Origin of the sequence: Halomonas salsilacus, from assembly GCF_051216275.1 — a bacterium.
Taxonomy (GTDB): Bacteria; Pseudomonadota; Gammaproteobacteria; order Pseudomonadales; family Halomonadaceae; genus Halomonas.
This window is the reverse complement of record NZ_JBPKAQ010000006.1, coordinates 142093-159445: the sequence shown is the minus strand read 5'-3', so window position 1 is coordinate 159445 and position 17353 is coordinate 142093. Positions and strand designations below refer to the sequence as shown.

The 17353-nt window shown below is 66.8% G+C and carries 19 protein-coding genes; 7 read left to right on the top strand and 12 right to left on the bottom strand.

Annotation, left to right across the window (positions count from 1 at the left end; all coding sequences use genetic code 11):
• The first annotated feature begins 49 nt into the window (after nt 1–49).
• Together ACR80S_RS10665 and lapB are read left to right on the top strand one after the other, a co-directional pair.
• Nucleotides 50–355 carry a lipopolysaccharide assembly protein LapA domain-containing protein gene (locus tag ACR80S_RS10665; RefSeq protein ID WP_435399071.1) on the top strand — a complete coding sequence of 102 codons (306 nt, stop codon included), beginning with the start codon at nt 50–52 and terminating at the stop codon, nt 353–355.
• A 1-nt stretch (nt 356) separates the two neighbouring features.
• Nucleotides 357–1538, top strand: coding sequence for a lipopolysaccharide assembly protein LapB (gene lapB / locus ACR80S_RS10660; protein WP_435403172.1), 1182 nt, complete (start codon nt 357–359; stop codon nt 1536–1538).
• A gap of 4 nt (nt 1539–1542) precedes the next feature.
• On the opposite strand, the gene pyrF is transcribed toward lapB, so the two are convergent.
• A complete protein-coding gene (gene pyrF / locus ACR80S_RS10655; protein ID WP_435399073.1) occupies nt 1543–2244 on the bottom strand; it encodes an orotidine-5'-phosphate decarboxylase in 702 nt (233 codons plus the stop codon).
• Nucleotides 2245–2497: 253 nt separating this feature from the next.
• On the opposite strand from pyrF, the gene ACR80S_RS10650 reads away from it, so the two are divergent.
• Nucleotides 2498–2779, top strand: coding sequence for a ComEA family DNA-binding protein (locus ACR80S_RS10650; protein ID WP_435399074.1), 282 nt, complete (start codon nt 2498–2500; stop codon nt 2777–2779).
• Nucleotides 2780–2860: 81 nt separating this feature from the next.
• Here the strand turns inward: ACR80S_RS10650 and ACR80S_RS10645 are convergent, their stop codons facing one another.
• A complete protein-coding gene (locus tag ACR80S_RS10645; protein ID WP_435399075.1) occupies nt 2861–3622 on the bottom strand; it encodes an SDR family oxidoreductase in 762 nt (253 codons plus the stop codon).
• A 230-nt stretch (nt 3623–3852) separates the two neighbouring features.
• Here ACR80S_RS10645 and ACR80S_RS10640 point away from each other — a divergent pair, with 230 nt between their 5' ends.
• From ACR80S_RS10640 to ACR80S_RS10625, 4 genes are all read left to right on the top strand, one after another.
• Nucleotides 3853–4386, top strand: a complete 534-nt coding sequence (locus ACR80S_RS10640) for an FxsA family protein (RefSeq protein ID WP_435403171.1) — start codon at nt 3853–3855, stop codon at nt 4384–4386.
• Nucleotides 4387–4583: 197 nt separating this feature from the next.
• The gene (locus ACR80S_RS10635) at nt 4584–4877 is read left to right on the top strand and encodes a co-chaperone GroES (RefSeq protein ID WP_435399077.1); all 294 of its coding nucleotides are present in this window, start codon (nt 4584–4586) and stop codon (nt 4875–4877) included.
• Nucleotides 4878–4962: 85 nt separating this feature from the next.
• A complete protein-coding gene (gene groL / locus ACR80S_RS10630) occupies nt 4963–6609 on the top strand; it encodes a chaperonin GroEL (RefSeq protein WP_435399078.1) in 1647 nt (548 codons plus the stop codon).
• A 136-nt stretch (nt 6610–6745) separates the two neighbouring features.
• Entirely contained in the window at nt 6746–7480 is a 735-nt protein-coding gene (locus tag ACR80S_RS10625; RefSeq protein ID WP_435399079.1) for an RNA methyltransferase, read from the top strand.
• A 290-nt stretch (nt 7481–7770) separates the two neighbouring features.
• Here ACR80S_RS10625 and ACR80S_RS10620 read toward each other — a convergent pair whose 3' ends face one another.
• From ACR80S_RS10620 to ACR80S_RS10575, 10 genes are all read right to left on the bottom strand, one after another.
• The gene (locus tag ACR80S_RS10620; protein ID WP_435403170.1) at nt 7771–8778 is read right to left on the bottom strand and encodes an Lnb N-terminal periplasmic domain-containing protein; all 1008 of its coding nucleotides are present in this window, start codon (nt 8776–8778) and stop codon (nt 7771–7773) included.
• Nucleotides 8779–8844: 66 nt separating this feature from the next.
• Nucleotides 8845–9819 (bottom strand): branched-chain amino acid transaminase, encoded by a 975-nt coding sequence (locus ACR80S_RS10615; RefSeq protein WP_435399081.1) that lies wholly within the window; start codon nt 9817–9819, stop codon nt 8845–8847.
• Nucleotides 9816–11000 (bottom strand): class II histone deacetylase, encoded by a 1185-nt coding sequence (locus ACR80S_RS10610; protein ID WP_435403169.1) that lies wholly within the window; start codon nt 10998–11000, stop codon nt 9816–9818. The genes ACR80S_RS10615 and ACR80S_RS10610 overlap by 4 nt, the downstream gene beginning before the upstream one ends.
• Nucleotides 10997–11938 carry a bifunctional Delta(1)-pyrroline-2-carboxylate/Delta(1)-piperideine-2-carboxylate reductase gene (lhpI, locus tag ACR80S_RS10605; protein WP_435403168.1) on the bottom strand — a complete coding sequence of 314 codons (942 nt, stop codon included), beginning with the start codon at nt 11936–11938 and terminating at the stop codon, nt 10997–10999. Before lhpI ends, ACR80S_RS10610 begins: the two co-directional genes overlap by 4 nt.
• 1 nt (nt 11939) lies before the next feature.
• On the bottom strand, nt 11940–12293 hold the full coding sequence (locus ACR80S_RS10600; RefSeq protein WP_435399084.1) for a RidA family protein: 354 nt from the start codon (nt 12291–12293) through the stop codon (nt 11940–11942).
• A gap of 52 nt (nt 12294–12345) precedes the next feature.
• Nucleotides 12346–13380 carry a histone deacetylase family protein gene (locus ACR80S_RS10595; RefSeq protein ID WP_435403167.1) on the bottom strand — a complete coding sequence of 345 codons (1035 nt, stop codon included), beginning with the start codon at nt 13378–13380 and terminating at the stop codon, nt 12346–12348.
• A gap of 45 nt (nt 13381–13425) precedes the next feature.
• A complete protein-coding gene (locus ACR80S_RS10590) occupies nt 13426–14703 on the bottom strand; it encodes a TRAP transporter large permease (RefSeq protein WP_435399086.1) in 1278 nt (425 codons plus the stop codon).
• Nucleotides 14700–15245: a TRAP transporter small permease gene (locus tag ACR80S_RS10585; RefSeq protein WP_435403166.1), complete on the bottom strand. Its 546-nt coding sequence runs from the start codon at nt 15243–15245 to the stop codon at nt 14700–14702. Before ACR80S_RS10585 ends, ACR80S_RS10590 begins: the two co-directional genes overlap by 4 nt.
• Nucleotides 15246–15310: 65 nt before the next feature.
• A complete protein-coding gene (gene dctP / locus ACR80S_RS10580; RefSeq protein WP_435403165.1) occupies nt 15311–16378 on the bottom strand; it encodes a TRAP transporter substrate-binding protein DctP in 1068 nt (355 codons plus the stop codon).
• A 145-nt stretch (nt 16379–16523) separates the two neighbouring features.
• A complete protein-coding gene (locus ACR80S_RS10575; RefSeq protein WP_435403205.1) occupies nt 16524–17303 on the bottom strand; it encodes a helix-turn-helix domain-containing protein in 780 nt (259 codons plus the stop codon).
• Nucleotides 17304–17353: the final 50 nt, after the last annotated feature.

Sequence of the window (17353 nt, the reverse complement as noted above, 5' to 3'; positions counted from 1 at the left end):
CCACTGACACTTTGACTACCGGCACTTCCATTACAGGGGACACAAGCCCATGCGTTGGCTAAAAGGCCTGATCCTGGCCATCATCCTGCTGGTCGTCCTGCTGGTCGGCATTCTCTTCGCCGTCAACAACCAGCAGGCCCTTCCTCTCAACCTTGTCTGGATCGAGCTGCCCGCAGCCTCGCTATCCGTCTGGCTGCTGGCCTCCCTGACCGTCGGCGTGCTGCTCGGCATGCTGGCCATGAGCGGCGTCTACCTTCGCCTGCGTACCCTGCTGACCCGCGCCCAGCGCCACAATCAGCAGCAGCGCAAGGAACTCGATCGCCTGCGCGTCCAGGAGCTGAAGGAACTTCCCTAGAATGCCCGATGTCCTGCTGCTGACGCTGTTGTTGGCAGCGGTCGCCATCGGCTGGTGGCTCGGCCGCCGCGAACGCAGCAAACCCTCCGATCACGCGCCGTCATCTGGGCTGCCGCGGGATTATTTCGTGGGGCTCGACTACCTGCTCAACGACCAGCAGGATCGAGCCATCGAGACCTTCGTGGCGGCCCTGGAGGTCAACAGCGACACCATCGACACCCATATCACCCTGGGCAACCTGTTCCGGGGCCGTGGCGAGGCGGATCGCGCAGTGAAGATCCACCAGAACCTGCTGGCCCGCCCCACGCTCTCCGCCGGCCAGGGAGAACGCGTGCAGCTGGAACTGGCCCGGGACTTCCTGGCCCTGGGGCTGCTCGACCGTGCCGAACGTCTGCTGCAGGCCCTGGTACGCGACTCTCAGGACGACGAAAGGCGCCTGGCCGCCAAGCGCCTGCTGGTAGATCTGCTGGAGCGCGAAGGCGAGTGGCAGGCCGCCCTAGAAGTAGCCCAGCCTCAACTGATTCGCCAGAACGACGAGGTCCGCCGCGCCGCGGCCCACTGGCTTTGCCAGTTGGCCGAGCAGGAACGCTTCGAGGCAAGCCCGGGACTCGCCCGCAAGCACCTGCGACAGGCGCTGGCCATCGACCCTCGCTGCGTTCGCGCCAACCTGCTGCTGGCCGCCCTGGAGCACGACACCGGCCACTATCGCCAGGAGATCCGCCTGCTCGATCGCCTTCCCGAACAGGACGCTGCCTTCACCTCCACCCTGCTGGCCCCCCTGGCCACCGCCTACCGCCTGCTCGATGACGAAGACGGGCTGATCCGCCACCTGCAGCAGTTGGTGGCGCGCACGCCCTACACCAGCGTGATCATCCTGCTGGCCGAGACGGTTCGCCATCGCGACGGCCTACAGGCCGCCATCGACCTGGTCAGCGAACAGCTCAACCGCGAATCCAGCCTGGGGGCGCTGGACTATCTGATCGACCTTTACCGTCAGCACAGCGTCGGCGAACCCCTGGCGCAACTCCAGCTGCTACAGCGCCACACCGGCACCCTGCTGAAGGCCCTCCCGCGGCACCGCTGCAGGCGCTGCGGCTTCGCCGGCGAACAACTCCATTGGCAGTGCCCGCGCTGCCGCAGCTGGGGCACCACCAAGCCGATCACCGGCATCGAAGGGGAATAGCCGCTCAGGACCCCGCCAGCTCCGCCTCGATGGCGGCCAGCGCCGCCATGGGGTCCTCGGCCTGGGTCACCGGGCGCCCCACCACCAGATGGGTGCTGCCCGCCGCCATGGCATCGTGCGGAGTCATCACCCGACGCTGGTCGCCGGCCTGAGCGAAGCTCGGCCGAATGCCCGGGGTCACCTTCAAGAAGTCCACCCCGCACAGCTCACGCAGCCGCGCCGTCTCCTGTGCGGAGCAGACCACCCCATCCATCCCGCTCTGCCTGGCCAGCAGGGCCAGGCGCTCGACCTGCTTCGCCGGCGAGACGCTGACGCCCACCTCCGCCAGATCCTCTGCCTCCATGCTGGTCAGCACCGTCACCGCAATCAGGTGTGTCGACAGGCCGTGGCGCTGCAGCCGCTCTTTCGCCGCCTCCATCATGCGGCGTCCGCCGCCGGCGTGGACGTTGACCATCCACACGCCCTGCTCCGCCGCCGCCTGCACGGCGCCGGCCACGGTGTTGGGAATGTCGTGAAACTTGAGGTCCAGGAACACCTCGAAGCCGCGGCCGTGCAGCGCCTCCACCACGTCCGGGCCGCTGCGGGTGAACAGCTCCTTGCCCACCTTCAGGCGGCAGCGCGCGGGATCCAGGCTATCGGCCATGCACAGGGCGGCATCCAGGGAGGCGTAGTCGAGGGCAATGATCAGAGGCGAATCGGTAGACACGGGCCGGGCTCCAGGCAAGGGACGGATGGGCAACATTATATCAGCCCGAGCCGCCAACTCGCGTAGGAGATACCCCCGGCACGCGCTGCTCGTGAGACAGCAGGCTAGGCGTTTTGACACGCTCGCCTGTCTGTCCTCACCTACGGCGACTGGCGTCCCCGGCCCACACTGTGGCTCACCGACAACCGCTAACTTGAAGGGTGTCCCCCGGGACACGCTTTCACGACAAGCGCAACAACAAGAGGAGACGATCATGCAGGGAATGACACGTAACGCACTAGCCGGCGCGCTACTCGCCCTACTGCTAGGGCTGGCGCCGCTGGGCGCCGTGGCACAGGAAGTGGCGCCGATCAACGTCAATACCGCTGATACGGAGCTGCTCGCCGAGCTGCCGGGCATCGGACCGACCAAGGCGGCAGCCATCGTCGAGGATCGCGAGGCCAACGGCCCCTTCGAGAGCACCGAGGATCTGACGCGGGTCAGCGGCATCGGTGACGGCACTGTGGCCAACCTGGAAGACCAGGTCAGCTTCTGAGCCGGACCGAACGCAGGGCGGCCGCCGGGGAGTTCCCCCGACGGCCGCCCTGTTTCATCGAGTGGTGACTCGCTTGAAGGCTTAGAGCCGCAGGCCGCCGTCGCACTCGATGACTCGCCCGGTGAAGTAGGCGTTCTCCATGATGAAGGCCACGCTCTGGGCGATGTCCTCCGGCTGGCCCAGACGACGCAGTGGCACGCCTGAGGTCAGCTTGTCGAGCATGTCCTGACGCATGGAGGCGGTCATGTCCGTCTCGATGAAGCCCGGAGCCACGCAGCCGGTGCGAATGCCGTAGCGCGCCAGCTCCTTCGCCCAGGTGGTGGTCAGCGCCACGACCCCGGCCTTGCAGGCCGCATAGTTGCTCTGGCCCATGTTGCCGGCCCGGGAGATGCTGGAGATATTGACGATTACCCCCTCATTGCCCGCCTCGATCATCTGGCTGGCCGCCTCACGGCCACACAGAAAGACGCCGGTCAGATTGACATCGACCACCGCCTGCCAGTTCTCCAGGGACATCACCTTCTCGACCTTGCCCTCCTTCGCCTTCACCAGCAGAGCATCACGCAGGATGCCGGCGTTGTTGACCAGACCGTTCACCGGGCCCAATGAGGCGGCGATATCACCGAAGGCCTGCTTGACCGACGCCTCGTCGGCCACGTTGGCCACGAAGCCTCGGGCCTCGATACCCGCCTGATGCAACCGAGTAACGGCATCGTCCAGGGTGGCGCCATCGGTATCGAGCAACGCCAGGCGGGCGCCTCGGCTACCGAGCAGCTGAGCCATAGCCAGACCCAAACCACGGGCGCCACCGGTGATCGCAATCACGGACTTATCAAGTTTCATCGTCAAACCTCCTGGGAAATGGAGCGACCCAGGGCCGGCGATTCGGCTCAATCCTGGACATCGCGATTTCAAAGTACATATATGGTAGCAGAGTTTGTGCAGTGCACCATAATGCTATTCATATGATAATTTCCTGTGCCTCACGCCATCGCGCCTAGCGCTGACAGTCAACGGTTGATTTCGGCGTGGCCGCCCCCACGTCCTAAGGAACCGATACCCGCGGAGTCCCCATGCCCTTTCTGCTTGCCTTTACCCTCTTCGCCCTGCTCGACTTCGTCATCCTCTTCTCGGTTGGCAGCCAGATCGGCCTGCTTACCACCCTGCTGATGGTGCTGGCCACCGGCTTCATCGGCCTGCACCTGATCCGACGCGAGGGGGCCGCCACTTTCGCGCGCGCCCGAGAGCGTCTGGAGCGGGGCGAGGTCCCCTCGGGCGAGCTGCTCACCGGTGCCGCACTGATCTTCGGCGGCGCCCTGCTGATGGCACCCGGCTTCGTCTCCGATGCCCTGGGCTTCATGTGCCTGATTCCCGATGCCCGCCGCCTGCTGGGGAGGCTGCTCGCCCGGCTTGGCGTCCGCGCCCAGGGTATCCACGTGGGCGGGCGCCCCGGCGGTGGCCCCCGACCCGGGCCCGACGCCGACTGGCAGCAGGCCTCGCAGGGTCGTGGGACGGGTAACGCCCGGGACGCCTCGGCGTCCCACGGCGACGATCGGGACGGTGCGCTCGAGGGCGATTTCATCTCCCGCGATGACAGGCGGGGCTGAATCAAAAAAATTTCTGCGCGGGCCTTGAAAGCCCTCTGCTGAGCCCCACTTAACGGACAGCAGCAGGCTTCGGCGCGGTTGCCGCGCCATTGACACGGAAGGCGTCCAGCGCCTCCACCTCGCCGGCACCGTCTGCGAGGCGATGACCTAAACTGCCGGGCTTCCCGGCCATCTGAACCCTCAGGAGAACGTGAGCAATGAACATCCGTCCCTTGCACGATCGCGTCATCATCCGTCGCGTTGAAGAAGAACAGAAAACCGCTGGCGGCATCGTGCTTCCGGGCAGCGCCCAGGAAAAACCGACTCGCGGTGAAGTCCTTGCCGTCGGTAACGGCCGGATTCTCGAGAACGGCGAGGTCCGTCCCCTGGACGTGAAGGTCGGCGATACCGTGATTTTCAAGGATGGTTTCGGCGTCGAGAAGCAGAAAATCGACGGTGAAGAGGTCCTGATCATGAGCGAGTCCGACATCCTGGCCGTGGTCGAGGGCTGAGGCCCAAGCGACCAGCGCAACATCTGACGATCACGTCTGACGTTCAAGCATCTGACGTTCCAGCAACAACAGGAAGATTTCGAAAATGGCAGCGAAACAAGTCAAGTTCTCCGATGATGCCCGCAAGCGCATGGCCCGTGGCGTCGACGTCCTGGCCAACGCCGTGAAGGCCACTCTGGGCCCCAAGGGCCGCAACGTGGTGATCGAGAAGTCATTCGGCGCCCCGACCGTCACCAAGGACGGCGTCTCCGTGGCCAAGGAGATCGAGCTGAAGGACCGCTTCGAGAACATGGGCGCCCAGATGGTCAAGGAAGTCGCATCCAAGACCTCCGACGTCGCCGGTGACGGCACCACCACCGCTACCGTGCTGGCCCAGTCCATCGTCAACGAGGGGCTCAAGGGCGTCATCGCGGGCATGAACCCGATGGACCTCAAGCGCGGCATCGACCAGGCCGTGATCGCCGCGGTCAAGGAGATCGAGGCCCTGTCCGTGCCCTGCACCGACACCAAGGCCATCGCCCAGGTCGGCACTATCTCCGCCAACGGCGACAAGCGCATTGGTGAGATCATCGCCGAGGCGATGGAGAAGGTCGGCAAGGAAGGCGTCATCACTGTCGACGAAGGCCGCGGCTTCGAGGACGAGCTGGAAGTCGTGGAAGGCATGCAGTTCGATCGCGGGTACCTCTCTCCCTACTTCGTGACCAACCAGGACACCATGCAGGTCGAGCTGGAAGACCCGTACATCCTGCTGGTCGACAAGAAGATCTCCAACATACGCGAGCTGCTGCCGGTGCTGGAAGCCGTCGCCAAGGCGGGCAAGCCGCTGGCGATCATCGCCGAGGACATCGAGGGCGAGGCGCTGGCCACCCTGGTAGTCAACACCATGCGCGGTATCGTCAAGGTCGCGGCCGCCAAGGCACCGGGCTTCGGTGACCGTCGCAAGTCCATGCTGCAGGATATCGCCATCCTCACCAACGGCACCGTGATCTCCGAGGAAGTGGGTCTGACCCTCGAGCAAGCCACCCTGGACCACCTGGGCACCGCCAAGCGCGTGACCATGTCCAAGGAGAACACCACCATCATCGACGGCGCCGGTAACGAGGGCGACATCGAGGCACGCGTCGGCCAGATCCGCGCCCAGATCGAGGACACTTCCTCCGACTACGATCGCGAAAAACTCCAGGAGCGGGTCGCCAAGCTGGCGGGCGGCGTGGCCGTCATCCGTGTCGGTGCAGCTACCGAGATGGAAATGAAGGAGAAGAAGGCCCGCGTCGAGGACGCACTGCACTCCACCCGTGCCGCGGTCGAGGAAGGCGTCGTGCCCGGCGGCGGTACCGCCCTGGTGCGCGTGCTGACCAAGATCAAGGACCTCAAGGGCGACAACGAGGACCAGACTCACGGCATCGCCATCGCCCTGCGCGCCATGGAGTCCCCGCTGCGCCAGATCGTCACCAACGCCGGCCAGGAAGCCTCCGTCATCCTGAACCAGGTGAAGGCTAGCGAAGGCAACTACGGCTACAACGCTCAGACCGGCGAGTTCGGTGACCTGTTCGAGATGGGCGTGCTGGACCCGGCCAAGGTGACCCGCAGCGCGCTGCAGTCTGCCGGCTCCGTGGCAGGCTTGATGATCACCACCGAGTGCATGATCGCCGACGATCCGGAAGAAAAGGAAGCCGGTGGCGGCGACATGGGTGGCATGGGTGGCATGGGGGGAATGGGCGGCATGATGTAATCAGCCCCCCCTACCCCAGGCCTTGCCTGAGACAGACCCCGCCGGGAAGCCGGCGGGGTTTTTTGTTACCGGCTCGGCGACGGGCGCCGGGTTCGGTAAGATACTCGTTCTCCCCCCTTCCGCCGACCACCTGATCATGCTCTCGAACATCCGCATCGTCCTCGTACAGACCTACCACCCCGGCAATATCGGCGCCTCGGCGCGGGCCATGAAGACCATGGGGCTCAGCGACCTGGTGCTGGTCAACCCGCGTCGCTTCCCCGACCCCGAAGCCACGCGACTGGCCGCCGGGGCCGAGGACCTGGTGGAAAGCGCCCGGGTGGTGGGCTCGCTGGCCGAGGCAGTGGCCGACTGTGTGCAGGTGATCGGCGCCAGCGCCCGGCTGAGAAGCCTGCCGCTGCCCCACTTCGACGAGCCCGACACCATGGCCCGCGAGCTGATTGAACAGGCCGCCACGGATCCGGTGGCCCTGGTGTTCGGTCGCGAGCGTTTCGGGCTGACCAACGACGAGATCCGCCTGTGCAGCCACCAGGTGAGCATCCCCGCCAACCCGGCTTACGGCATCCTCAACCTCTCCCAGGCGGTGCAGGTGCTGGCCTACGAGGTATTCAAGGCGTGGCGCCGGCGCCCCGACAGCGGCTACCGGCGGGCGCTGCCCACCGAGCAGCGCCAACCCACCCGCGAGCACCTCGGCCACTTCCATGACCACCTGGGGCGGGTCATGGCCGCCAGTGGTTTTCTCACTCAACCCCATGCCCACACCGAAACGCAACTGCAGATGCTGTTCGCCCGTGCCCAGCCGAGCCGCAAGGAGCTGTCGCTGCTGCGCGGCCTGCTCGCCGCGCTGGAACGTCAGCCGCCAGAGGCCTGATACCCCGCCGCGGCCCGATCCGGCACGCCGATGTCATGCAACGGTGATCATGCCGTCATCAAGTGCGGTGAGGATGGCGTGTGGCCAGATCGATTCGGCCACGGCAAGGGATACTGCCCAGCCCCGCCAGGGACGCGCGAGTGCAGGAGGCACCGCAGGAGGGCCGGCCTTTGGGCCGGTCAGGCACCGGGACGGTGCCCACGGAGGCATGGAAGAACGCCACGGCAACTGTCGTGGCGTTCTTGTGGGTGGCTGGCGCTCTTTCTCTCCCAGCCTGTCACACACCGCCGTCACTCCCAGCCCGGCACGCCCTGGCGAATGCACCGCGAGAAATCAGCGGCATCGTGGGCCACGCGGGCCCGCTCGGTGATGTCCCCGTGCCGCTTCAGCTCGCTCAGTGAGACACCTTCGACCAGGCCACCGTGGTCATGCACGTAGCCCGGCAGCAACCCGGTGAGCAGCAGGCGATGGTCCATCGGTAGTCTCTCGATGATCCGGCGCATCATGGCGAACACCAGGGTGGTGCAGTTGGCAGTGATGGTGTGATAGAAGCGCGGGGCCGACTCTAGGCGATTGGCCTCCTCCACCAGCGCCAGCAGCAGGTCGCGCCGGTCGGCCGCATTGAGCAACACCCGGTAGAGGGTCACCCTCTCACCACGCACGTTGCTGCGCAGGCGTACGGCATCGCGCTCGTCGGCGGCGATGATTGCCAGTTCGTACTGCTTGAAGAAGCCGCCGATCTCCGAGAACGCCTCGTTGCGCTCGCGCCGGACCTCCACCGAGAAGGCCAAGAAGTCAAGCCGACCGGTACCGGGATCGAGGAAGCCGAAGGAGATCAGCACATGGGCGATGCCGGGGCGCCCCCAGCCGGAAACGAACAGATCCACGCTGTCGAGGGCGCGCAGATCATAATCCCGTTGCTCCCAGGCGATCCGCGCCCGGTCCGGGGTCTGCCAGTCGAAGTCCCGCACATGGTGGAGGATCAGGCGGTGGCCCGCCACCTCGCCGGTGGCCAGGTGCGCCACGTCATCGGCCCAGTCGAGGTCCATGGCGGGTTGCAGCTGCCGCCACCAGGCCAGCAGCGTTACCATCTGTATCGTCATGCCGGCCAGGGGCGCCAGCCGCGCGCCCTGCCAGACCAGCAAGCACCAGAGCCCCCCCGACCCCAACCAGACCAGAACGGCCAGCCATCGCACGCCGCGTGCGACCGGCAACTGGTGGCCGAGGGCCAACCCGCCCCAAAGAGTGCCCAGCAGGAGCGACGTCAGCAGCGTGCCCGCGAGCAGCGAATCGATCATGGCGTCCCTTCCCGGCCGAATCGCCGCAGGCTAGCACGGCCAGTGAGACAGGCCTTCAACGCAGCATCAATCCCCGGCGGGCGTCAACCAGCCGCGAAACGCCTCGAGCTCCCCGTCGAGCTCGCCGCGAGCCACTCGGCGATAGAGTCGCTGCAGCCGGGCGGTGAGAGAATCCGCTTCGATGGGCCATCCGGGCGGCGGTGCGCCGGCCCGGCCACCGATGTGCCGACCGTCCAGCTCGCGCAGCGGCAGGATCTCCGCCGCGGTGCCGGTCACGAAGGCCTCGTCGGCGGTGTAGAGCTCGTCGCGGGTGATGCGCCGCTCGCGCACCTCTACGCCGAGCACCTCGCGGGCCAGACGGATCACGCTGTCGCGGGTGATGCCCTGCAGGCAGGAGGTCACCTCGGGGGTATGCAGCACGCCGTCGCGCAGCAGGAAGACATTGGCCGCCGAGGCCTCGGCCACATAGCCCTCCGGGTCGAGCATGATCGTCTCGTCAAAGCCCGCCTTCACCGCCGCGTTGAGCGCCAGCATGGCGTTGACGTAGTGGCCGTTGGTCTTGGCCCGGCACAGGCTGATGTTCACATGGTGGCGCGCCCAGGAGGCGGTCAGCGCGCGCAGGCCGATCGACGCCGCCTCCGCCGAGATATAGTCGCCCAGGTCCCAGGCGGCAATCATCACGTGCACGGAGAGCCCCCTGGCCCGTAACCCCAGCCCCTCCGAGCCGAAGAATACCGTGGGCTTTAGGTAGGCATTGGTCAGGGCGTTCCTGGCCAGGCACTCGCCCTGAGCGTCGATCAGTGCCGTCTCGTCGAAGGGCAGCGGCATGTCCAGGGCGTAGGCGCTGTCGGCCAGCCGCCGGGTGTGCTCGGCCACCCGGAAGAGGTGGCTACCGTGGGGCCCCGCGTAGGCGCGCACCCCCTCGAAACAGCCCATGCCATAGTGCAGGGTGTGGGTCAGCACGTGGACCCGGGCCTCGCGCCACGGCAGCCACTCGCCGTCCATCCAGATCCAGCCGTCGCGATCATCGAGAGGTGTCATGCTCGGGGGTTCCTTGTAGGGGAGTTTCCTGTCGGAGAGAGCCGGCCGGCGGCGGCCCAGATCTCGCGCCAGCCGTCGATCAGCTCACGCTGGTGGGGCTGCAGGGCCTGGTAGGCCCAGGCGGCGATCTCATCGTTCTGGGGGTCAGGCACCCGGATTTCGCTGCCGGCGAGGGTCTGGATCACCGCGTGCCCGCACAGCGGCACATAGCCCTCCGAGTAGCCGCCCTCATGAACCATCACCAGGCGCCCCCCGCAGATGCGTTCGGCCAGCGCCATGACCTGCGCCGTCATGCGGGCGAAGGCGCTGCTGTTGAGCAGCATCTTGCCCAGGGGGTCCTTGGCGCAGGCGTCATAGCCACAGGCCACCACGATCAGCTCGGGGCCGAAGGCCTCCAGGGCCGGCAGCACCAGCTCGGTCATGGCGTGGTCGTAGGCGCCGAGACCGCAGCCGGGCGGCAGCGGCAGGTTGAGGTTGGCGCCGAGACCCTCGCCCTCCCCCTGCTCCTGGAAGTCCCCGGTCTCCAGCGGAAAGTTGCCCGCCTGGTGGAGCGACACCGTGAACACCTCCGGGTCCGCATAGAAGGCCGACTGTTGGCCGTTGCCGTGGTGCACGTCCCAGTCGAGGATCGCCACGCGCCGCACCTGCCCGAGCGCTCGGGCTCGCAACACCGCCACCGGGATATTGCCCAGCAGACAGAAGCCGCGGCCCCGGCCGGCCTCGGCGTGGTGGCCCGGCGGGCGGCACAGTGCATAGGCGCGGGACAGCTCGCCGCTGGCCACCGCCTCCACGGCGGCGATGGCCAGCCCGGTGGACTGGCGCGCTGCGGCCAGGCTGCCCGGCGTATAGGGAGCGCAGTCGCCGCCGTCACCGCCGCGGGCGCGGTCGCCCGCCTCCAGGGCCGCCAGGTAGCGCGCCGTGTGGAAGCGCTCGAGATCCTCATGGGCCGCCGGCGGGGGCTTGCGCACCGCCAGCGCGTCGATCAGCCCGGAGACTTCCAGCAGGTTCTTCAGCCGGCGCTTGCTCTCGGGGCTCTCCGAGGCCGGCTGCGGCTGCAGGAACTCGCCCGGCCTCGAGAAGACACCGATGGCCCCTGGATCGTGCCAGAAGCAGCGCTCATGCCAAAAGAAGCCGGTCACCGACGAGCCGCTGCCCTCCGCGCCGTGACATGCCTCGCTCATCCATGCGGCTCCTGCTGCTCCCATACCTCGATGGCGGCCGCCAGGTCCTCCAGCGACGCCCCCACCGACTTGAACAGGGTGATCGCCACATCCGACGAGCGCCCGGGCACCTCGCCATTGAGCAATTCGGCGAGCTCACCGCGGACCTCGTCGAAGGCGAACACCCCCTCGTCCTCGGCCTGCAGCAGGTCCCCCGCCTCGCCCCTGGCCCCGGTATGGGTGTCCACGTAGACCTCGCTGCGCACCAGGCACTCGGCATCAGTCTCGCGCATGGAGGGACGAAAGGCCCCGATCAGATCGAGGTGGGTGCCGGGGCTGAGCCAGGCACCGCGAATCAGCGGCGCGGTGGAGAGGGTCACGCAGCTGATCAGGTCCGCCTCGCGGCTGGCGGCCTCCAGATCGGTGACCGCTGCAGTGTCGAAGCGGTCGGCATACTCAGCGGCAAGTGCCTCGGCCTTCTCGCGGCTGCGCCCCCAGATGCGCACCCGGCGGATGGGGCGCACCGCCGCATGGGCCTCGATCACCATGGGCGCCAGCTTGCCGGTACCCACCACCAGCAGGCTCTCGGCATCCTCCCGGGCCAGCTCGCGAGCCGCCAGGGCCGAGGCCGCCGCGGTGCGTCGGCGGGTCAGCTCGCTGCCGTCAATGCAGGCCAGGGGGCGCCCGTGGGCGCCCTCGCTCAGCAGATAGACGCCGGCAATGGCGGGCAGGCCATGCACGGCGTTCTGCGGGAAGACATTGACCATCTTCACGCCGATGTAGCCCTCTCGCTCCCAGGCCGGCATCAGCAGCATGGTGGCCTCGCCGTCGGGTCGGTGCATGGCATGGTGGTGGCGCGGCGGCGACTCGACCCCCTCGCGGAAGGTAACCGCGAGGCGCTCGACCAGCGCCTTCCAGGGCAGCGAAGCCGCCACTTGCTCCGCGTTGATGATGCGCATGTCAGGCCTCCGGAAGCGCCGCGGTGACCATGATCTCGACCTTCCATTCCGGCTTGGCCAGCTTCGCCTCGATGGCAGCGCGCACCGGCGGCCGACCCGGTGTTACCCAGGCGTCCCAGGCGGCGTTCATCTGGTCGAACTCGGCCATGCTGGTGACCCAGATCTGGGCGGCGATCAGGTGCTCCTTGGAGGTGCCCGCCTTGGCCAGCAGTTCGTCGATGCGCGCCAATACCTGCTCGGTCTGGCCACGCATGTCGCTGGCGTCGCCAGGCACCTGGCCCGCAAGGTAAACGGTACCGTTGTGGATGGTGATCTGGCTCATGCGGGCATTGCTGTCGTGATAGCTGACGGTCATGGCGTCTCTCTCGCTTGCGGGGTGCCGGCATGGCACCGATGAAGGACTGCCCTCAGGCAGCGGTATAGCCGCCCATGAAGGCGGCCAGGTTGTGGCTCAGGTGTTCGGTGGGGTAGCCCCCCTCCTGGACCAGCACCGTGGGCAGGTCGATGGCCGCCAGACGCCGCCCGATCTCGGTGAAGTCACCGGTCTCCAGGGCCATGCCGGCCAGCGGGTCGTCGCGGTGGGCATCCAGGCCCAGAGCCACCACCAGGGCAGCGGGCCGGAAGGCCTCCAGCCGCCCGATGAGGCGCTCCAGGGTCTCGAGAAAGGCCACCCCGTCACTGCCCAGCGGCAGCGGCAGGTTGACGTTGGCACCGAGCCCCTCGCCCTCGCCCCGCTCGTCGGCGCCGCCCCAGAAGAAGGGATAGAAGTCCGACGGGTCGACGTGCAGCGACCCCGTCCAGACATCGCCGCGGTCGTAGAAGAGGTCCTGGGTACCGTTGCCGTGGTGCAGGTCCACGTCGAGGATCGCCACCCGGGCATGCTGTTCGCGCAGCACCGTGGCGGCCAGGCCCGAGTTGTTGAGGAAGCAGAAGCCCCCCGCACGCTCCGGCCCGGCATGGTGGCCCGGAGGGCGACAAAGCGCATAGGCCTGGCGCTCGCCCGCCAGCAACGCCTCGGCCGCCGCCTCCGCGGTGGCCGCGCTGGCCAGGATGCCGGCGAAGCTGTCGGCGGTCATTGGACAGGCCATGTCATGCATGTGCCAGCCTACCTGCCCCACGGGATGGCGTGGATAGTGGTGGCCACCGCCGCAGGGATGCACGTTGGGCGCCACCACCTCGGCGGCATCGGGCAGTGCCTGCCAGCGCGCGTGGATGGTCTCGAGGAAAGCCAGGTAGCGGGGCGAATGGATCCGCGCCAGGCGCTCGCGCAGCCGCGGGCTGTCGGGCTCGGTGGGGGCCGTCAGCGACAGTCCGATGTCGGCCAGTCCCCGGGAAAGCAGCTCGGCGCGCACCGGCCCCTCGGGGGAGTCCACCAGCCGCCCTCGCAACAGGAAGGTGGCCGGTGCATGGCGCTCCTGGTCGGGGTGATAGAAGAGCTTCATCAGCGTGTCCTAGTCCTTATAATGAGTCCTCATAACAACAGGCCTTCATTTCAGCAGCGAGGGAATCCAGGTGGAGAGCGACGGGAAGGTGACCAGCAGCAGGATGACCACGATGAAGGCCACATAGAACGGCAGCGATGCGATGATCGCCCGTTCGAAGGGCACGTTGGCGATGCGCGCCGCCGTCATCAAGGTCATGCCCACCGGTGGCGTGACGTTGGAGATGTTGAGCACCACGATCATCAGGATGGCGAAGTGCAGCGGGTCAACGCCCAGTTGGATCATCGCCGGCACCAGCACCGGGGCCACCACTACCAGGGCCGGCAGCACGTCCATCACCGTGCCGATCACGATCAGCAGGACGCAGACCAGCAGCAGTTGCAGGAAGGTCGAGTCGCTGAAGGTGGTGATCAGGCCGGCGGCGTCGCGGGCGATGCCGGAACGGGTCACGAACCAGCCCAGTACCGCCGAGGTGGCCAGCAGGAAGAACACCACCCCTGAGAAGCGCACCGTGATCACCAGAGCATTCCAGATCTTCCGCCAGGTCAGGTTGCGGTAGAAGACCACGCCGATGAAGATCGTGTAGATGGCGGCGAAGCCCGACGCCTCGGTAATGGTGGTCAGCCCCGAGAGGATGCCACCGAGGATGATCAGCGGCACGATCATCGCCGGCAACGCCATCAGGAAAGAGAGCGCCGCCATCTTCAGCGGGGTGGGCGCCTGCTTGGGGTAGCCCCGTTTCCAGGCCAGGAAGAAGCTCACCCCGAGCAGCGCCAGGGCCATCAGCAGGCCGGGGATGATGCCGCCGGCAAACAGGTCGATCACCGAGATGTCGCGCAGAAGGGTCGCGTAGACCACCATCACCACGCTGGGGGGGATGATCGGGCCGATGATCGACGAGCAAGCGGTGATGGCCGCGGCATACTCGGCGTCGTAGCCCTGGCGCTTCATCTCCGGGATCATGATCTTGCCGATCGCCACGGTATCGGTGATCGCCGCCCCGGTCAGGCCGGCGAAGAACACCGACACGGAGATATTGACGTGGGAGAGCGCCCCGCGCATCCGGCCGAACAGAGCATTGTTGAAGGCGATCAGCTTCTGGGTCAATCCGCCCTGATTCATCAGCTCGGCGGTGAAGATGAAATAGGGCACGGCGATGAGCAGAAAACCGGAGACGCCGGAAAACATGCGATCGGCGATGATGCCGAGCATGCGCTCACCGCCCATGGCATAGCCGCCAGCCAGGCCGGAGAGGGCCATCACCACTGCCACCGGGGCACCGATCAACAGCAGGACGATAAAGGCGACAATCGCGGGCGTCATGGGCGGTTCTCCCCGTCGGTGGACTCGATGAGTTCGTCGATCATCTCGCGCTCGTCGATGAAATGTTCCAGCAGGTCGAAGCCCTGCACCAGGTGGAGCAGGATGATGGCGCCGCTGATCGGCACCACGATGGCAGTGAACTTGCCGTGAATCCGAATCTGGTCGGAGACCATGTAGACCTGCCGGGTACCCTGGAAGTAGTCCCAGCCATACCAGAGCAGCAGCGCCCCGAACAGGCCGATGACCATCATGCAGAGGGTGGCGGCAATGACGGTCAGCACGCGAGGCAGGCTGCGCACCAGCAGCGTCATGGCCACGTGCTCGCCGTAGCGCAGGGAGATGGTCATCGACAGGAAGCCGATCCAGGGCAGGAAGAGCCGCGCCAGGGAGTAGGTCCAACTCAGCGTGCTGCCGGTGGCCAGCTTGTAGACGAAGGCCGTGAACGAGATCCCCAGCATGGTCAGCACGCAGGCCACGCAAACGATAATCGCCACCTGATTGACGATATCGCTCAGGCGGCGCAGGGGGTGAAGGAAGGTCATGGCGTCACCTCAGGCAAGCGCCCGGCAGGAATCCGGCCGGGCGCAGGACGATGAAAGCCTCCGGTTCAACGCCCGTAGGTGGCGACGTCGGAGTCGGCCACCTCGACGCGAACGCGCTCGACCTCCTCGAGGAAGGCATCCACGCGGTCGCCGTCGAGGCCGAAGTCGTTGACGATCCAGTCACGCCAGGCGGGCGTGGCAATCTCGGACATCCGCGCGCGCTCCTCGGCGGGCATGATGTAGCACTCCTGGAAGGTCGCGCAGGACTCCTCCCAGCTGGCGGTAGCCAGCGCACCGGACATGCCATGGCCGATGGCGATGGCCTCACGGGCCGAGGTGACGACCGTCTCCTGCTGCGACTCGGTCAGGCTCTGAAACCACTCCTCGCTGACCAGCCAGGCGGCGCTGTTGTACACGTGGCCGGTGAGGGTGGTGTAGTCGGTCACCTCGTGGAAGTTGAAAGTAGTGTTGAGCACCGGCGCGTTGAACTGGCCGTCGGCCAGGCCGGTCTCCAGGGCGGTGATCACCTCGCCCCAGGGCAGCGGCGTGGCGGAAGCGCCCAGCGCGCGCATGATGGAGACGTGGCCCGGGTTCTCCTCCGTGCGGATATTGAGCCCCTCGAGGTCCTCCACGGTCTGGATCAGCCGCTCGTTGTTGGTGAAGGCCACGAAACCGCCGCCATCGTCGAAGGTGCCCAGGTAGCGCATGTCGGTCTGTTCGATGGTGCCGGACATGAAATCGGCGAACCACTCGCCGTCGAAGAAGGCCCAGGCCTGGCGCCAGTTATCGAAGATGAAGGGGGCCGTCATCATCTGGTAGTCGGGGTAGTAGGAGGACATGGCGCCGGTGGTGATGATGGTGGATTGCAGGGTGCGGCCACCCTGAACTTCTCGCGCCGTCTCCACCTCGGAGCCCAGCTGACTGTTGCCGAAGATCGATACCGTCACCTCGCCGTCGGTGCGCGTCTCCACCAGGTTCTTGAAGTGCACCAGCGCCGGATAGACCTCGTTGTTGCTCATGTTCTCGGGAAGGATGGTGGCGATGGCCATCTCGTTGGCCTGGGCCTGGGCAGCCGCCATGGCCAGGGGGAGTGACGCCAGGGCGAACAGCCCGGTAAGGGATCTCTTGCGCATGATGCCTGCCTCTTTTGATTTGTTCGTTGCATGGCTCGCGAAGTAGCGATGCCAAAAGCACCGCCCTGACGCTAAGCCTAGGACGAACGAGGCGAGGCTGCTTGCCCGCGGCTGCGGAGCCTTTGGCCCAGACTACGGCACAGGTTCAGCAGGAGCGGCGATCGGCCGAGGGCGTGGTGCCGAAATGGCACCGATAAGCCCGCGAGAAGCTTCCCTGGTCGCGAAAGCCCACCAGGGAAGCCACATGGCCCAGGCTCAGATCGCTGTGGCAGACCAGGGTCCGGGCGTGGCGCAGCCGGCGCTGCTGTACGTAGGCCTGGGGAGTGGCACCGGTCATCTCGCGGAAGCGGCTGTGGAAGTGCCCCACGCTCAGCGCACAGAGGGCAGCCAGCTGTTCGACGCGGATCTCGTCGGCCAGGTGGCGATCCACCCAGGCCTCCAGACGTGCCAGGTCGAGACGCTCGCAGGGTCGCCGGGCCAGGGGAAAGCCCCCATCCCCGGCCAGCGGCTCGCTCACCAGATGAAGATGGATGGCGCGCAGAAGCAGCGCGGCGATCTCGCTGTGCAGGGCCGGGCACTGCTCGAGCTGCTGCATCAGGCTGCCCGCCAGCTGATGGAGCGGCGGGGGTACGCTGAAGAACCGCGGCCGTTCGAAGAGGCGCTCGATGCGCTCGGCATCGCGCAGCGCGACCAGGCTTCCGCGGGGAATATCGAGGACCAGGGTCCGGTTGCGACCATCGCCCAGGTATTCATGGCGGTTGGAGGTGGGGATGAGGCAGCCCCGGCTGGCGGTGATCCGCTCGCCCGCTCCCTCCACGGCCAGCTCGGTGACCCCGCAGGTGGCCAGGATCAGCTGGTCGAAATCGTGGGCATGGTCCACGTGTTCGTGGTCGAGGGTGGTGGCTCGCAGGTCGAGATGGGGCATGGGCGGAGTGTCGTGACGGTGACCATGAGGTTCTACCATGGGTCCATCCT

Coding starts and splice junctions, on each gene's coding strand:
- ACR80S_RS10665 (WP_435399071.1), top strand. CDS start 50: ATGCGTTGGCTAAAAGGCCTGATCCTGGCCATCATCCTGCTGGTCGTC.
- lapB (WP_435403172.1), top strand. CDS start 357: ATGCCCGATGTCCTGCTGCTGACGCTGTTGTTGGCAGCGGTCGCCATC.
- ACR80S_RS10650 (WP_435399074.1), top strand. CDS start 2,498: ATGCAGGGAATGACACGTAACGCACTAGCCGGCGCGCTACTCGCCCTA.
- ACR80S_RS10645 (WP_435399075.1), bottom strand. CDS start 3,622: ATGAAACTTGATAAGTCCGTGATTGCGATCACCGGTGGCGCCCGTGGT.
- ACR80S_RS10640 (WP_435403171.1), top strand. CDS start 3,853: ATGCCCTTTCTGCTTGCCTTTACCCTCTTCGCCCTGCTCGACTTCGTC.
- ACR80S_RS10635 (WP_435399077.1), top strand. CDS start 4,584: ATGAACATCCGTCCCTTGCACGATCGCGTCATCATCCGTCGCGTTGAA.
- groL (WP_435399078.1), top strand. CDS start 4,963: ATGGCAGCGAAACAAGTCAAGTTCTCCGATGATGCCCGCAAGCGCATG.
- ACR80S_RS10625 (WP_435399079.1), top strand. CDS start 6,746: ATGCTCTCGAACATCCGCATCGTCCTCGTACAGACCTACCACCCCGGC.
- ACR80S_RS10620 (WP_435403170.1), bottom strand. CDS start 8,778: ATGATCGATTCGCTGCTCGCGGGCACGCTGCTGACGTCGCTCCTGCTG.
- ACR80S_RS10615 (WP_435399081.1), bottom strand. CDS start 9,819: ATGACACCTCTCGATGATCGCGACGGCTGGATCTGGATGGACGGCGAG.
- ACR80S_RS10610 (WP_435403169.1), bottom strand. CDS start 11,000: ATGAGCGAGGCATGTCACGGCGCGGAGGGCAGCGGCTCGTCGGTGACC.
- lhpI (WP_435403168.1), bottom strand. CDS start 11,938: ATGCGCATCATCAACGCGGAGCAAGTGGCGGCTTCGCTGCCCTGGAAG.
- ACR80S_RS10600 (WP_435399084.1), bottom strand. CDS start 12,293: ATGACCGTCAGCTATCACGACAGCAATGCCCGCATGAGCCAGATCACC.
- ACR80S_RS10595 (WP_435403167.1), bottom strand. CDS start 13,380: ATGAAGCTCTTCTATCACCCCGACCAGGAGCGCCATGCACCGGCCACC.
- ACR80S_RS10590 (WP_435399086.1), bottom strand. CDS start 14,703: ATGACGCCCGCGATTGTCGCCTTTATCGTCCTGCTGTTGATCGGTGCC.
- ACR80S_RS10585 (WP_435403166.1), bottom strand. CDS start 15,245: ATGACCTTCCTTCACCCCCTGCGCCGCCTGAGCGATATCGTCAATCAG.
- dctP (WP_435403165.1), bottom strand. CDS start 16,378: ATGCGCAAGAGATCCCTTACCGGGCTGTTCGCCCTGGCGTCACTCCCC.
- ACR80S_RS10575 (WP_435403205.1), bottom strand. CDS start 17,303: ATGCCCCATCTCGACCTGCGAGCCACCACCCTCGACCACGAACACGTG.